This window comes from Nitrosospira sp. Nsp11 (assembly GCF_900142705.1).
Lineage (GTDB): Bacteria > Pseudomonadota > Gammaproteobacteria > Burkholderiales > Nitrosomonadaceae > Nitrosospira.
In genome coordinates, this window is record NZ_FRBV01000001.1 from 161225 (window position 1) to 176801 (window position 15577).

Genomic DNA, 15577 nt, shown 5'->3' on the forward strand with positions numbered 1-15577 from the left:
ATTTTGCATCCTGCAAGGGCGTATAATCCTGCATTTTTCACGAATCGCAGTAAATGTCCATTCTTGCCTGGATCATAGTCACCAGCCTTTTCGGCGGTATGTTAAGCGTGCTGTTCGCGGCCGCGCTGACGCTTAATACACGCGCCTCATGGGTACAAATGCTGGTCTCATATGCCATCGGCGCGCTGCTGGGGGCAGCTTTCCTCAATGCGTTGCCAGAAGCGCTCGAGCTTTCAAAAAATCCTGGGCAAATGACCGCCACAGTGCTGTTTGGCATCCTGTTATTCTTCATTCTTGAAAAGCTGGTATTGTGGCGCCACTGCCATGCCGCGGAATGCGAGGCCCATGATCGCCTGCCCGGCGCTGCCATCGTTGCAATACCGAGCCGTGATCAGCATGATCATGGTCGTAGCGGTATGATGATCATGCTAGGCGATACGTTTCACAATTTTGTCGACGGCATACTCATTGCTGCGGCATTCATGGCCGATGTGCAATTGGGCATTGTTACATCCATTGCAATAATCGCCCATGAAATCCCACAGGAAGCTGGTGATTTTCTGATCCTGCTCAATTCGGGCTATACTCGCCGGCAAGCACTTCTCTTTAATCTTTTTTCCAGCGCCGCCACTTTGCTCGGGGGCTTGTCGACCTATTTCATGTTGCAAGACATGAACCACTTCATCCCCTCCCTGCTGGGGCTGGCCGCGGCCAGCATGATTTATGTGGCGATGTCGGATTTGATTCCCGGTCTGCATAAGCGCCCGGAAATCGGCGCGACTGTTCAGCAGGTGGCGCTCATCACGCTGGGCATCAGCTCCATTTGGCTGGCTGGCAGTCTCTTCACTCATCCCGCATAATTTTTAAATATTCGAAAAGTCTTGACGCCGGCCCTCTGGTCTGAACATAACCCCTCCGGCTTTTTATTCTCATTCGTCTCGAATTTCATTTATTCCCAGAAATTTCTCATATGACAGCTCTCAAGCAACTTCCCCCAAAAATCGGCTTTGTCTCGCTTGGTTGTCCCAAGGCGCTGGTGGACTCCGAGCAAATTCTTACTCAACTGCGTGCCGAGGGTTATGAAACCTCCTCTACGTACGAGGATGCCGATCTGGTGGTCGTCAACACCTGCGGCTTCATCGACAGTGCAGTAGAAGAATCTCTGGATGCCATCGGGGAGGCATTGGCGGAAAATGGCAAAGTTATCGTCACCGGCTGCCTCGGCGCTAAAGGCGGCGGTGATGTGGTAAAACAAGCCCATCCGCAAGTGCTTGCGGTTACCGGCCCCCATGCTCTGCCGGAAGTTATGGCGGCGGTACATATGCACTTGCCGCAACCGCACGACCCTTATACCAGCCTGATTCCTCCACAGGGAATAAAGCTCACACCCAGGCACTATGCGTACGTCAAGATTTCCGAAGGTTGCAATCATCGTTGCACCTTCTGCATCATTCCTTCCATGCGCGGCGACCTGGTCAGCCGTCCCATCAACCAGGTGATGCAGGAAGCGGAGAATCTGGTCAATGCAGGCGTAAAGGAATTACTGATAATTTCACAAGATACCAGCGCTTATGGCGTGGATATAAAATACCGCACCGGCTTCTGGCAAGGCAGGCCACTGAAGACCCGCATGACCGAACTGGTTCGCGCGCTGGGCGAATTTGGCGTTTGGGTACGGTTGCATTACGTGTATCCCTACCCGCACGTCGATGAAGTGATCCCTCTAATGGCCGAGGGGAGAATCCTTCCCTACCTCGACGTACCGTTTCAGCATGCCAGCCCGCGCATTCTAAAGGCCATGAAACGCCCTGCGAGTTCTGAAAACAACCTGGAGCGTATCAGGCAGTGGCGTGAGGTGTGCCCCGATATCACGCTGCGCAGTACCTTCATCGTCGGCTTTCCCGGTGAGACTGAAGAGGAATTCGAACAGCTTCTGGAGTTTCTCGAAGAAGCGCAACTGGATCGCGTCGGCTGCTTTGCCTACTCTCCGGTGGAGGGCGCTGTGGCGAACGCGCTACCCGGCCATGTTCCGGAAGAGATAAAAGAAGAACGGCGCGCCCGCTTCATGGCGGCACAGGAAAAAATCAGCATCGCGCGCCTCGCCCGGAAAATCGGAAGACATATGACTGTGCTGGTGGACGAGGTACAGAAAAATAAGGCCGTCGCCCGCAGCACTGCCGATGCACCAGAAATTGACGGTGTGGTTTACATCAATAACGCGAAAAATATGAAACCCGGTGAGTTTGTGGAGGTTGAGATTACCGGCTCTAATGAGCATGATCTACGGGCGAAGGCAGTAAATACATAGTCCCGAATCCAGCGATTGACCGCTCGTTTCACCTTATTTTTCAATCCAGCGCTAAATTCCAAGAGGATTTTTCGTACCCCTTTTTACCTCGTGAGCTTCACCTTCTTGGTGAGTTCGCCATGAGGCGGATTCAGGTTTAATCGGTTTTTTTGCATACTAAGAAAACCTGGGCAAAACTCGGCCACCGTCGGCCGGGTTCGAATCTCATACGTTACCGGAGATGAATTTTGAAAAGTACACTTGCCATTGCGCTGATCTTTATCGCCTCTACTGCAGCAGCAAATGAGGTTGATACGCGTCGAATCCTTCCGCTTACCGAGCATCAACGGGACCACGTGCTCACTGAAATGCGCGCCCTGCTATCGGGAACGCAGAATATCCTGGATGCGCTTTCTAAAGAGGACATGACTGCGGTGGCGCGGGAGGCACGCTCGCTTGGTATCGGTATGGCACATAAAGGCGAGGATCATCTCAAGGCTGTATTGCCTAAGGAATTCATACAGATGGGCATGTCGGTCCACAAAGCCTTCGACCAGATAGCTACTGACGCAGAGTCTATGAAAGATACCCAACATACCGTACGGCAACTGAGTAAAGCGATGCAAACGTGCAATGCGTGCCACGCCGGTTATCAGATTCGCTTGAAGGAACATTCGACTGGACGGGAAACTCAATCCTCCCATCATCAGCACCAGCACCAGCATTAACGACGACTGATTTCGTCGCTGGTTCGCCAAAGGGGTTTGGAGCTGTTGCTTATCCTACTTCCAAAGCGAGACTTGATACGAAAAACAATATTCCCGCTATGCTATCCGCTTCAAGGCAGTGATGAGACAAAAAAATAATCAGAGTCAGAGCATGGTCTCATTACTGAAACATACTCCAAACCCTGATTATGCGATTGTTATTATTATTGAATTATTATTATTGTTGTTAACTGCCCCTTCTCACTTCTTTACTGCTGTGCTGCCAAGAAAATCCAGTTAGATGGACTGGCCTCGTCAGAGCCCGACCAACCTTCGCATTGCCCACCGACTTGATGTCTCGCTCTATCTAAGCATTTTTTATGCCAGGTGTTATAGGTATAATAAAACAGAGGCTTATACACACAATCTGAACAGTGTGAATATTAGTGTAAGAATTTTCGGCATCTATCGCGTTGGAACCGTATCATGGTAATGTGGCTGGAATTGCCATTCCCGAAAAGAGCGCGGAACGATTGCCCGTGATCTTTTCGTCGTGACGACACTGGCGGATGAGCTGAAAATTTTAGTATTTATTGGCACCCACTCGCACGGTTCAGATAACGGATTCATGCAAACGAACGACTAAACGAACGATTCGCTTTGCTTTTACAAAGGGCTAGAATAGAAAACAATAAGCAGGGCTGCGGAAGCTCGATATCCTATCATTAGCATTGTCCAAGGACAGTCACCATGCCGGAGAATGAGGGCAGCAATTCGTCGATAGTATTGCGCCGCGTAACCGGCGACGACGGCGCGCCGCGTTTGACGATCACGGGGAGCTGCACTCTGGCGGCCCTTGGAAAACGGCTTCAGCCGCTATCCGCCGAACTTAATAATGAAGCAGCCAATCCGGAACTGCGCTGGGACCTCACCGGAGTCCGGCAAATGGATGATGCAGGTGCGGTGCTGCTATGGCGAGCCTGGGGCAACCAACGCCCTCGGCATTTGCGGCTGCGACGTGAGCATGAAAGACTTTTCGATCGGCTGGAAAAAATACCCGCTCCGCCCGCGCCTGTGCCGCGCGATTTGCTGTGGCCCATTACAGTCCCGGGAAACGCAGTTTTTCTACTGTGGGAGCATTTGACCTGCCTCATCATTCTATCTGGCCAATTATTGCTGGACTCGATTTACCTCGCCGGCCATCCTGCACAGATCCCCTGGCGCGAAATATCCGCGAACCTGTATCGCACTGGCGCGCAGGCGCTGGGTATCACCGCGCTGGTAGGATTTCTCATCGGTATCGTGCTGAGTTATCTTTCTTCCAAACAATTGCAGATGTTCGGCGCGGACATATTCATCATCAATATTCTCGGCATCAGCATCGTTCGCGAGCTCGGCCCGGTGCTGGCCGCAATACTGGTCGCAGGACGCTCCGGTTCATCCATGACCGCACAACTGGGCGTCATGCGGGTTACCGAGGAGCTTGATGCGCTGACAGTGATGGGTATACCTCACAGTCTGCGCCTGGTGCTGCCCAAAGTCATGGCGCTGGGTATCGCAATGCCGCTCGTAGTGTTATGGACAAGCGCTATCGCCTTGATAGGGGGCATGGTAGCCGCCGAGATTCAGTTAGGGCTTGGCTATCAGTTTTTTTTAAGCAAGCTTCCTGATGTGGTACCCCTTGCCAATTTGTGGTTGGGGTTGGGCAAAGGCGTTGTGTGCGGCATGGCGATCGCGCTAATCTCCTGTCATTTCGGCCTGAGAATCAAATCCAATACGGAAAGCCTGGGTGAAGGGACGACGAATTCAGTCGTCACGTCGATTACCGTTGTTATTATCATCGATGCGATTTTTGCTGTCGTTTTTTCCAATGTTGGAATACGGTAAGGCGATAATTAATGACGAATGGAAACTACGTTATCGCGGTTGAAGGACTGTATACCCGCTTCGGCAGGCATGTAGTGCATGAAAATATTAATCTGTGCGTACGCCGTGGCGAGGTCCTCACGCTGGTTGGCGGTTCCGGCAGCGGCAAGACCGCTTTGATACGACAGATGCTGGGCCTGGAAACACCCGCACAAGGTACGGTCAGGATCTTTGGCGAGCCCGTACATGGCCGACAGCACAAACAGCTGCAATACATGCGCAACCGATGCGGGGTATTATTTCAAAAAGGCGCCTTATTCAGTGCATTATCGGTATATGACAATATTGCATTGCCCATGCGCGAGTTGCGGACACTTGACGAGGGCATGATCCGTAACCTGGTTATGCTCAAACTTAAAATGGTGGAAATCGACACAAAACATGCGATCAGAATGCCTGCCGAGCTTTCCGGCGGCATGATCAAACGCATCGCACTGGCACGGGCCATGGCACTGGATCCCGAATTGCTGTTTCTGGACGAGCCCACTGCGGGGCTTGACCCTGAGCTGAGCGACGGCTTCGTCAAGCTGATCCAGACGTTGCGCACTGAATTGACGCTGACCATCGTCATGGCAACGCATGATGTGGAAACGCTGGTTGCACTTTCCGACCGCGTGGCGGCACTCGATGAACAGCGCATGGTGGCCCTTGGAACGCTCCGGGAAGTGGTCAATACGAGGCACCCATTTATTGCAAAATTTTTCTGCGGCGAGCGTGGCAAGAAGATACTGGAAAATAATCGCTATAATTTATAGGGGATCATTATGGAAAACCGTGCCCATGCCCTTGCGGCGGGTTTATTCGTAATTTTTCTGAGTGCAGCCATGGCTGGCGTGGCAATGTGGTTAAGTGGCGACAGACTAACGCGTGATAAATACTTGCTGGTGTCGGCATTCCCCATTACTGGACTTAACCCCCAGGCAACGGTGCGTTACCGTGGGCTAACTGTCGGTAAAGTGGAAAACATCCGCCTGGACCCGAAAGATTCCCACACCATTCTTATCCAAATTTCAGTGGACAAGGATCTCCCGTTGACCAAAAGCGCATACGCGCAGCTTGGCTATCAGGGACTGACAGGCCTTGCGTTTGTGCAATTGAATGACGAAGGCGGCGAATCTGAGAGGCTGAAAACCGATTCGGAAAATCTGGCACAGATTCCCTTTCGCCCCTCCGAGCTGGATAGCATAACCACTTCCGCACAGCGACTGCTCAGCACTGCCAACGGACTGGTGGAACGGCTGAATCTGGTTTTTGACGATCAGAACCGGTCACGGTTTACACGCATAATGGAAAATACAGAGGGAGCCACTGGCCAGATGCGCCGCCTCATCACTCAACTGGAACCCGGGATCAAGAAATTGCCGGGGTTGGCTAACGATGCAAGTTCCGTACTGAATCGTACTGACCAGCTTGTAATCGGGCTCAACCAGATTACAACCAAATTGAATCAGCAGGGGGGGGCTATCGATAACTTTTCTCAAACTGCCGCAGAGCTTTCCGGCACCATGCACAAACTGAACGGAGTAGCTGAAGGGCTTACACGCAACTCCCGTAATGTGGATCGCATTCTTTTGCAACTGGAAGAGCAACCCGGGAGTCTTTTGTTTGGCAGATCACCGCCGCCTCCCGGCCCGGGAGAAGATGGCTTCGTATCCCCTGGGAGTCATTAAAATGAAAATATTTGTGGTTTTTGCAATGGTAGCGCTTGCCGGATGCGTCACGCCGCGGGTGCAAACATCCACGGCGGTATATGATTTCGGCTTACAGCGGTTTGCGACTTCCGCCAAGGCCGAAGCACCTGGCAATGCGCGGCTACAGGCCAGCCTGCTGATGGCGGAAGCGACAGCACCAGCGTGGCTGGATAGCACCGCGATCCATTATCGGCTCGCCTATTACGATCTTGCGCAGACTTATACCTACGCCAGCAACCGCTGGGCTTCCCCGCCGGCAACATTGCTCACCCAGTGGATCAGGAGTCGAATTGCCGGGATCAGTGATGGCGGAGTGATGAGCGCTGCGGATAGCGTGCAAACAGATTATATTTTGCGTCTGGAACTTGAAGAGTTTATTCAGGTATTCGATACCGCCGACCAAAGCCGGGCGGTAGTAAAATTGCGCGCCAGCCTCATCAATCGTGATACGCGTTCGCTGGTGGCCCAGCGTAGTTTCCATATCGAGCAGGCGGCACATGCGCCCAATGCTGCAGGCGCAGTGCGGGCGTTAGCAGAAGCAAGCGATAAGCTCATCGGAGACCTGCTTGGCTGGCTTGTCGAGGAACTGCGAGAGGAAAATAATATCGTTACGCCCAGAAGATTGGATCGCCCAGCAAAAGCGTCAGGCGTCGGACAGATTGAAGCGCCAGATCTTTGAAAACAATTTCGGTAATTTTCTGCAAGCTGAATTATTTCAGCGGTCCAAACACTCGCTGGATTAATTTACTGCCCTGACCCATCGGGTCGCTGCGGATTGCGCGCTCCTCCTCCGCCATCATCAGATAGAGTCCGTCCAGCGTTTTTTGTGTAACGTAGTTTTCAATATTCGCGTCCTTTTCCCCAATCAAACCCAATTTCGCGCCCTTTCCCGCAAATTCATTGTATTTCTTTATCAGGCCCACCTGATCGGTTGCATTTTTTACGATCGGCAAAAATTTTTGAGACAATGCCTCTGAAGTCGTTTTACGAAAATATTGTGTTGCCGCGTCGTCGCCGCTAGCCAATATGGTGCCGGCATCTTCCACGGACATTTTTTGCACCGCATCCATCAGTAGCGGCTTAGCTTCGGCTGCCGCTGTTTCCGCTGCATGATTCATTGTCACGATCAACCCATCTGCATATTTGCTCATGCCCAGAGTACGCATGATGCCCTCCACTTTCTGCAGCGAGCCGGGTAGCGGAATTTTAACCTTGGGGTTATTGAGAAATCCATCCGTTACCCCGAGCTTGTCCACCGCTGCATCCGCGCCTTGAGTGAGTGCTTGCTTCAGCGCATCCGTCGTATCCTGGCCCGAAACGGGACCGCTTCCCGTAGCCGTAGCGCAGGCAGGGAGAAAAACGCATAACCAGATAATAAATACAGTGATGGTACGCATTCGGGCAACTCCTGTTGGGTGTGCGCTACTTGCTGGCCGTAAAATATCCTAGTCGTTTAGAAAAAAGTACCGTGGGATTAGCAGTTATCGGATACCAGCCTCATGCGCCTGCTGATCGGCATGGTAGCTGGAACGAACCATGGGGCCGCACGCCGCATTGCTGAATCCCATTTCCGTCGCGGCGCGTTCCAGCTCTTTGAATCCTTCTGGTGGTACGTAGCGTAATACAGGTAAATGCCCGGTGCTCGGTTGCAGATATTGGCCAATGGTGAGCATCTCGACATCGTGTTCGCGTAAATCGCGCATAACCTCAAGAATCTCATCGTCGGTTTCTCCCAGGCCCAGCATCAAGCCGGATTTGGTCGGAATATCCGGAAATTTCACCTTGAAGTCTTTCAGCAATTTGAGCGAATGTGCGTAATTGGCGCCCGGGCGGCACTGCCGGTAAAGCCGCGGAACAGTTTCCAGATTATGGTTCAACACGTCTGGAGGACAGGCAAACAATTTTTCTAAGGCGACTTCCAGCCGCCCGCGGAAGTCCGGCACAAGAATTTCTATTTTTGTCTGCGGCGAATGGGCTCTGACCTCACGTATGCAATCTGCAAAATGCTGAGCGCCGCCATCACGCAAATCATCCCGATCAACGCTGGTGATGACGACGTATTTCAGCTTCATGGCGGCGATGGATTGCGCAAGGTGCAGGGGCTCCTGCGCATCCGGCGCTAGCGGCTTACCATGTGCCACATCACAGAACGGGCAACGGCGGGTGCAGAGGTCGCCTAGAATCATGAATGTCGCGGTGCCTTTACCGAAGCACTCGCCGATATTGGGGCAGGAAGCTTCTTCGCATACGGTATGCAGCTTCTGTTCCCGAAGAATACGTTTAACCTCGTAGAACTCCTGACTATTGGATGAGCGTACCCGTATCCATGAGGGTTTACGCAGCACCTCGTCGGCGGATTGCAGCAAAATTTTGACGGGATTTCGCGCGGTCTTGGCCGCACCTTTCTGGCGAGTTTCAGTTGTCATGGATAAAACGAATTATTCCTCTTGTTGGGTACACAGTTAGGGTACATAAAAAGCGCACATGTGGCGGATATTCATTGCAAGTTTCCCGTATGCGTTCCGCCCCCCGATTCTGGCGCTATAAATTACTTCTTGAATGTAATCAAACGCTGCACGAACATTTTCCGCATTTATTGCCGCGTCGGCTTGTTCCTGAAATGTCAGGATCCTCTATCCCGGAAGTCTGGCCTGTAATTTTTCGGCGAGCTTCCTGCACAGCGTTTCCAATCCATCGGTTACGCCAAGGTCTCTGGTTTGGGTTACCTGTAATCCGGAATAGCCACAAGGATTGATCGCTGCAAATGGCGCCAGGTTCATGTCAACGTTGAGAGACAGTCCATGATAGCAACAACCGTTTTTTATTTTTAGCCCCAACGCTGCGATTTTCGCCCCATCCACATATACGCCCGGCGCATCCGTGCGACCCACTGCGCTTATGCGATAGTCCCATAGCAAGTCTACTACTGCACTTTCGATTTTCCTGACCAACTCGCGCACGCCGAGTTTGAGGCGGCGCATATCCAGCAGCAGGTAGGCGACAATTTGACCAGGACCGTGGTAAGTGATCTGGCCGCCGCGATCTGTCCGAATGACGAGAATACCGTCGTTATGCAGCAGGTGCTCCGGCTTACCTGCCACACCCTGAGTGTAAACTGGCGGATGTTGCAGCAACCAGATTTCGTCCGGCGTATTTGTCGTACGAGAACCGGTAAAATCCTTCATCGCTTGCCAGGTGGAAAGATAGTCCGTCAGGCCGGCATATCGGATTTTAATGTTTGAACTTACCGGTTCAAGACATGGGGGGTGCATCATCGAAAAAGTATTAGGGATTTCCAGAACTCGCGGCCTCGTTAAAGTACCATTAATACCAATGGATGATCGCACAGTTCCTGGTATAGCGCATCCAGTTGTTGGCGGGAAACGGCGCGTATCGTACAGGTGAGGCTCAGGTAGGTATTTTTTTTGCTGATCCTGACCTCCATATTCGCCTCATCATAATCGGGTGCATGCCGTTTTACGATCATCAGTACTGCTTGGGTAAACTCCTGCCGACCATGTTCCAGCGACGCCGCGCCAGGTAGGGAGCCCGGCAAAGACCCGACGCGCCCTATGATTTTAATAGGAAAATCACAGGGGTATTCGATTAGCGTGGGTTGCTCGGGCGAGCTCATAGGTTGCGGGTTTCTAGCCCGGATGTTTCATGAATTTGCATGATGATTGCGCAGGATTCTGTTTTGCAGGGAGATTTTGTGAAAAAGTGGCGCAGTTATTCATACGCCCGACTGAACGAAATTTTCATACGAAATAAAAGACCAGCGAGGGCGCGCGTCAATTTATGAAACATCCGGGCTAGATATTGGAAAGTTGCCTCGCATCACATTGTGCTTATAGCTCTGGTAGAGCCGGTACAGTAATGCGAACATCGCCCCGGGTTTACCGTCGCCTACCGGTTTATCGTCGAGGCAAGTAATCGGCATGATTTCTTTGGTTGAGGATGTAAGCAAAAGTTCCTGGGCGGTACGTACTTCATATTCAGAAATCGCTCTCACTTCATATGGAATTTTTTCAGCCACCGCCAGCTCAAGTACGATGTCATAAGTAATGCCCGGCAGCATGAGATGATTTTTCGGCGGAGCCAGCAGAACGCCATTTTTCGCCACAAAAATGTTGCTCGCCGCTCCCTCCGTCATAAAACCTTCCCGCAACAACACTGTTTCCATTGCGCCCGCATCAACCGCCATTTGGCGCAGTAATACGTTGGGTAACAGTGAAATCGCCTTGATGTCACAACGTAACCATCGGTTGTCATTGGCTGTGATAGCGGCAACGCCAGCAGAAAGTAATTCCGCCGGCGGCGCCAGCAAGGGATTACTCATGATGAATACAGTGGGAATCACCCCTTTTGGAAAAGCATGATCCCGCCGCGCGACACCGCGGGTAACATGCAGGTAGAGGTACTGATCGTCATGTTCATTGGCTGCGATGACTTGCTCCAGCAAGCTGCGCCACTCATCGGCCGAATGCGGGTTTTGCAGACGAATCCCGTCAAGGCTGTGCTGCAAGCGGAGCAGGTGCTCGGCCAGGCGAAAAGCTTTGCGGGAATAGACAGGAATTACTTCGTATACGCCGTCGCCAAAAATGAAGCCCCTGTCCAGCACCGGAACCCGGGCTTCCTCGATAGGCATGAAATCACCGTTCAGATAAATCATGATGAGCCTTGTTCGTAAAATCTGCTGCCGAGCGCATTAGTCCAACGCTAATTAAAGATCAGCCGCATACTATCCCAGGCGCGGCCAAAAATATTCGCGGAATTCACTGTTTCCAACGCCACCAGCGGATGTTCTGCTACGGGTTTGCCATCGAGCGTAAATTTCGCCCTGCCCACTTTTTGTCCTGCAATGATGGGAGCGACCAAAGGCTGTTTATATTCCACCCTGGCTTTCAGCTTATCGGCCTGGTATCTCGGAAGCGAGAAATAAACATCATACCCGAAACCTGTCCTGAGCTTGTCCTGCGCGCCTTTCCATAGCGGGATCGCAATCACTTCCTTCTCCTTCGGATATAGCCGGATGGTATCGTAAAACTGGAAGCCATGATTCAGCATACGCTGGCTTTCCATGGCGCGCGCACTATCGGAGGCTGTTCCCATCACTACCGAAATCAATCGACGCTCGCCGCGCTTAGCTGACGTAATAAGGCAATAGCCCGCAGCTTCAGTATGCCCTGTCTTCAGTCCGTCCACATTAGGATCAAGCCACAGCAGGCGGTTACGATTTGCTTGCGTAATTTTGTTGTATGTATATTCACGCAGAGAATAAAGCGGATAATATTCAGGAAAATCCCTGATCATGGCAGCCGCCAGCAGGGAGAGATCGTAAGCCGTGCTGTAATGCTCGGCATGCGGTAAACCCGTTGAATTGGCAAACCGGGTATTCTTCATGCCCAAACGGCTCGCCTCTTTGTTCATTATCTGTACGAAGGCACTCTCCGAACCCGAGACAGCTTCTGCCAGCGCTATGCACGCATCATTGCCGGATTGAACGATCATGCCGCGCATTAATTCATCAACCGTTACCGCCCTGCTGGGCTCGATAAACATGCGGGAACCCTGCGCGCGCCATGCGCGATCCGACACTGCCACGCCCTGCGTCAGCGTAATGCGTTTCTGGTGGAGTGCGGAAAAAACCACATATGCCGTCATCAGCTTTGTAAGCGACGCGGGCTCGACACGTTCGTGAACATTTTCGCCGAACAAAGTCTGCCCGCTTTGAAAGTCGGTGAGAATATAGGACGTGGCAGCCACTGATAATGCCTGAGGGGCCGTGGAAAACTGAGCTTGCTGTGCCGCAGCAGGTAAGGCTAGCGCGCACAGCAATAGAGGAAGTAACCGTCTCATTGATAGTGGCAAAAAACGTTATTATATCCCAGCCACATCGATCGCGTTACCAAGGTACGGATTGCCGGCAATTTCGCGGGCATTCGGCTCTACTGCTTGCCCCGGCAAATGCTAAAGCCGTCGTTCCATCCCAGCCTGTATTGAGTATCAGCAGAAAACCGGCTCGTGTTCTTGAGCCCGAAACGCGTTTTCTTCGCGGTCTCGCAGCCATCGATATAGCCATCCTTGAAGGCTGGCGAGTAACCGGTGAGGTTATAGACGGGCCGCGTGGTCGCAGGCATGGGTCCCGGTGGTCGCTCGCTCTGCCCGGTGGCCGTACAACCTGCGAATGTCATAACCAGAAAAACTGCCGCGATCAAACGCATCACCGCTCTCCTTTAATTGACGGGGATATGATACCCGCACTACTCCCAGGCTAAAGATAGCGCCGGGGGAACAACAGAATCCTGCATTCTTGCTTGTTCGTATGTTGGGCAGTCTTTGTATCGAGCAGCCTGCCGGGCTACACCATGCTAAGCCGATTTGCTTTCGGGCTCAGGAGGTTCAGGATGCGATGTAATCGTCAACGCCTGCGCCCGCCTCCGAAGATACCACCTAAAACGCCTCGAAAGATCTCGCGGCCGACCTGTGAACCAGCGGAGCGAGCTGCGCTTTTGGCAAGGGTATCGAGAATGCCGGGGTGATGCCCTCCGCGCGGACCTGTCTTGCCGAGCAGTATATCGCCCAATATATCCATCACGCCACCGCTGGCGCCCGTTGAGCCCGTCCTGGCCGGTTGTGGGTCTGCCTCACTTTCTGCATTCTGTTTTACGGCTGTACGGCTCCTGATTATTTCGTATGCCGACTCGCGATCCACTATCTGTTCGTAATGACCGAAAATAACTGACGATCTGATGATGGCCACGCGCTCCGCATCGGTAATGGGGCCAATTCTCGATCCCGGCGGCAAAATAAACGCACGCTCAACCATGGTGGGACGCCCTTTCTCATCCAGAAACGACACGAGAGCTTCACCGACAGCAAGCTCGGTGATCACCTTTTCGGTATCAAAACCGGGATTGGCGCGCATGGTTTGGGCTGCGGACCTGACTGTCTTCTGGTCCCTCGGAGTAAACGCGCGCAATGCGTGCTGTACCCGGTTGCCAAGCTGGCCTAAAACACTTTCGGGGATATCCAGCGGGCTCTGCGTGATAAAATATACCCCTATTCCCTTGGAGCGTATCAATCTCACCACCTGCTCAATTTTCTCCAGCAACGCCCTGGGCGCTTCGCTAAACAGCAAATGGGCCTCGTCGAAGAAAAACACCAGCTGTGGCTTTCCTTCATCGCCAACTTCGGGAAGTTGCTCGAACAGCTCCGATAATATCCACAATAGAAAAGTTGAATACAACTTGGGCGAGTTCATCAGCTTTTCGGCGGCAAGAATATTGATCATGCCACGCCCATTGCTGTCGGTTTGTATCAGGTCGCTTATGTCAAGCATCGGTTCGCCGAAGAAGTTATCTCCACCTTGTTGCTCGATCTCCAGCAATGCGCGCTGAATAGCGCCTATCGAGGCTGCTGAAACGTTGCCATACTGGACAGTGAAATTCTTCGCGTTTGTGCCGATAAATTGCAGCATCACGCGCAGATCCTTCAGGTCAAGCAGCAGTAGTCCGTTATCATCCGCTATCTTGAACACCATTGTCAGCACGCCCTGCTGCGTGTCGTTCAGGTTGAATAACCGCCCGAGCAACAGCGGTCCCATATCTGAAATCGTTGTACGGACAGGATGACCTGCTTTTCCGTAGACGTCCCAGAATGAAACAGGACATGCCATCCATTGCGGCTGATCAAGTCCGAGATGCGAAAGCCGCTCCGTCAGTTTTGGCGAACCCTCGCCTGGAGCGGAAAGCCCCGCCAAGTCGCCTTTGACGTCAGCCATGAATACCGGCACCCCGATTGATGAGAATCGCTCGGCCAACACCTGCAAGGTAACGGTTTTGCCAGTACCTGTCGCACCGGTAATCAGCCCATGCCGATTGGCGAAATTGGGTAGCAACCCGATCGCCCGGTCCGAACGGGCGATTACTAACAAATTTGTCATGAAAACCTCAGGGATTGCTCTGGTATTGTTCAGGGTCGATCCGGCATTACTTGAATGCATCAGTAATGCTGCTTTTGCAATCCGGCAACCTGCTCTTTTTGCTTACCCGGCCCAACCGGCAATTTCCAGCATTAGAATCAGCAGAAGCCACAACACCAGGGTACGCCAAACCAGGCCTGCGGTACTTTGCAGAAAGTCCATGTCGGCTTCTTCGCCTACACCCAGTTCGGGACGATAATGCTTGCCACCGGCTTCTTCGGACGGATCACCCAGGCAAACCCCAAGGGCGCCGGCGCCGCTGGCGAGAATGATGCCCTGGTTTTGGTCCACCCATGATGCCGCCTGCGCACGCCAGCAATAAACCGCATCCTCGAAATTCCCTGCAATGGCGAAACTCAAAGCAGTCAACCTTGCCGGAAGCCAATCGATTATCTCGAATGCTTTTGCGGCAAAGTCCCCAAAAGCGTCAGGGCGGTCACTCCAACGCTCACTCAATAATTCCGTCAGTCGATACAACACCGGGCCCAGCGGTCCTGGCAGGACGGCAAAGGAGACAATAATCCCAAATACATAACGGTGCGAATAGACAAGCCCCATCTCGATGGTAACCCGCGCGATTTCCTGGCTGTCAAGCTTGTCCGCTTTGACTCCGTGCAATTCCTTCAATAACTTGCGAGCGAGGAGCAAATCCCCATTTTTGAGCGCATCCTTGATTTCCGTGAATGAATAGCTGAACTGGCGAAATCCCATGGTGAGATAAAGCGTAATTACATTCCACGCCCACCCCAGCAAGGGGTTAAGGCCATGCAATAAATAGTAGACCCAACCCCAGAGTATCAGTACCGGCGTTATTGCGGCGATCCAGGCCGCTATGCCGTGGCGGCGCGCGCCGGTATTGAAATATTGCTCCAGCCAGTCCGCATAGGAGAGAAAGAGCAAAACGAAACGATTGCGATCGCTGCCTGGACGCCACTGGTCCAGCAGAAAAGCGGAGATCAAGGAGAAAAAGGTCATTGCGAAA

General features: G+C 52.5%; 16 protein-coding genes. 7 read left to right on the plus strand and 9 right to left on the minus strand.

The window, feature by feature from the left end:
- Positions 1-53: 53 nt before the first annotated feature.
- The 7 genes from BUA28_RS00860 (at position 54) to BUA28_RS00890 (ending at position 7290) form a co-directional block, all read left to right on the plus strand.
- Positions 54-860, plus strand: coding sequence for a ZIP family metal transporter (locus BUA28_RS00860; RefSeq protein WP_072766258.1), 807 nt, complete (start codon positions 54-56; stop codon positions 858-860).
- Positions 861-970: 110 nt separating this feature from the next.
- Positions 971-2308, plus strand: coding sequence for a 30S ribosomal protein S12 methylthiotransferase RimO (rimO, locus tag BUA28_RS00865; RefSeq protein ID WP_072766259.1), 1338 nt, complete (start codon positions 971-973; stop codon positions 2306-2308).
- Positions 2309-2535: 227 nt separating this feature from the next.
- Entirely contained in the window at positions 2536-3015 is a 480-nt protein-coding gene (locus tag BUA28_RS00870; protein WP_072766260.1) for a hypothetical protein, read from the plus strand.
- A 729-nt stretch (positions 3016-3744) separates the two neighbouring features.
- Positions 3745-4881 carry an MlaE family ABC transporter permease gene (locus BUA28_RS00875; protein WP_072766261.1) on the plus strand — a complete coding sequence of 379 codons (1137 nt, stop codon included), beginning with the start codon at positions 3745-3747 and terminating at the stop codon, positions 4879-4881.
- Between the two features lie 11 nt (positions 4882-4892).
- Positions 4893-5675 carry an ABC transporter ATP-binding protein gene (locus BUA28_RS00880; RefSeq protein ID WP_072766262.1) on the plus strand — a complete coding sequence of 261 codons (783 nt, stop codon included), beginning with the start codon at positions 4893-4895 and terminating at the stop codon, positions 5673-5675.
- Between the two features lie 9 nt (positions 5676-5684).
- Positions 5685-6590, plus strand: coding sequence for an MlaD family protein (locus BUA28_RS00885; protein ID WP_072766263.1), 906 nt, complete (start codon positions 5685-5687; stop codon positions 6588-6590).
- A 1-nt stretch (position 6591) separates the two neighbouring features.
- Positions 6592-7290 (plus strand): ABC-type transport auxiliary lipoprotein family protein, encoded by a 699-nt coding sequence (locus tag BUA28_RS00890; protein ID WP_072766264.1) that lies wholly within the window; start codon positions 6592-6594, stop codon positions 7288-7290.
- A 31-nt stretch (positions 7291-7321) separates the two neighbouring features.
- Here BUA28_RS00890 and BUA28_RS00895 read toward each other — a convergent pair whose 3' ends face one another.
- The 9 genes from BUA28_RS00895 to BUA28_RS00935 all read right to left on the minus strand — a co-directional run bounded on the left by BUA28_RS00895 (position 7322) and on the right by BUA28_RS00935 (position 15570).
- Positions 7322-8008, minus strand: coding sequence for a DUF4197 domain-containing protein (locus tag BUA28_RS00895; protein WP_072766265.1), 687 nt, complete (start codon positions 8006-8008; stop codon positions 7322-7324).
- 84 nt (positions 8009-8092) lie between these two features.
- Complete coding sequence (gene lipA, locus BUA28_RS00900) at positions 8093-9037, minus strand: lipoyl synthase (RefSeq protein WP_072766266.1); 945 nt, start codon at positions 9035-9037, stop codon at positions 8093-8095.
- Between the two features lie 207 nt (positions 9038-9244).
- Positions 9245-9886 carry a lipoyl(octanoyl) transferase LipB gene (gene lipB / locus BUA28_RS00905; protein ID WP_072766267.1) on the minus strand — a complete coding sequence of 214 codons (642 nt, stop codon included), beginning with the start codon at positions 9884-9886 and terminating at the stop codon, positions 9245-9247.
- Positions 9887-9924: 38 nt separating this feature from the next.
- Entirely contained in the window at positions 9925-10245 is a 321-nt protein-coding gene (locus tag BUA28_RS00910; RefSeq protein ID WP_072766268.1) for a YbeD family protein, read from the minus strand.
- Positions 10246-10407: 162 nt separating this feature from the next.
- Positions 10408-11283 carry a D-amino acid aminotransferase gene (locus BUA28_RS00915; RefSeq protein ID WP_072766269.1) on the minus strand — a complete coding sequence of 292 codons (876 nt, stop codon included), beginning with the start codon at positions 11281-11283 and terminating at the stop codon, positions 10408-10410.
- Positions 11284-11330: 47 nt separating this feature from the next.
- On the minus strand, positions 11331-12470 hold the full coding sequence (locus tag BUA28_RS00920; RefSeq protein WP_072766270.1) for a D-alanyl-D-alanine carboxypeptidase family protein: 1140 nt from the start codon (positions 12468-12470) through the stop codon (positions 11331-11333).
- An 89-nt stretch (positions 12471-12559) separates the two neighbouring features.
- Positions 12560-12835, minus strand: coding sequence for a hypothetical protein (locus BUA28_RS00925; RefSeq protein ID WP_072766271.1), 276 nt, complete (start codon positions 12833-12835; stop codon positions 12560-12562).
- A 197-nt stretch (positions 12836-13032) separates the two neighbouring features.
- The gene (locus BUA28_RS00930; protein ID WP_072766650.1) at positions 13033-14556 is read right to left on the minus strand and encodes a helicase HerA-like domain-containing protein; all 1524 of its coding nucleotides are present in this window, start codon (positions 14554-14556) and stop codon (positions 13033-13035) included.
- A gap of 102 nt (positions 14557-14658) precedes the next feature.
- Positions 14659-15570: a CobD/CbiB family protein gene (locus BUA28_RS00935; RefSeq protein ID WP_072766272.1), complete on the minus strand. Its 912-nt coding sequence runs from the start codon at positions 15568-15570 to the stop codon at positions 14659-14661.
- Between the last annotated feature and the right edge of the window lie 7 nt (positions 15571-15577).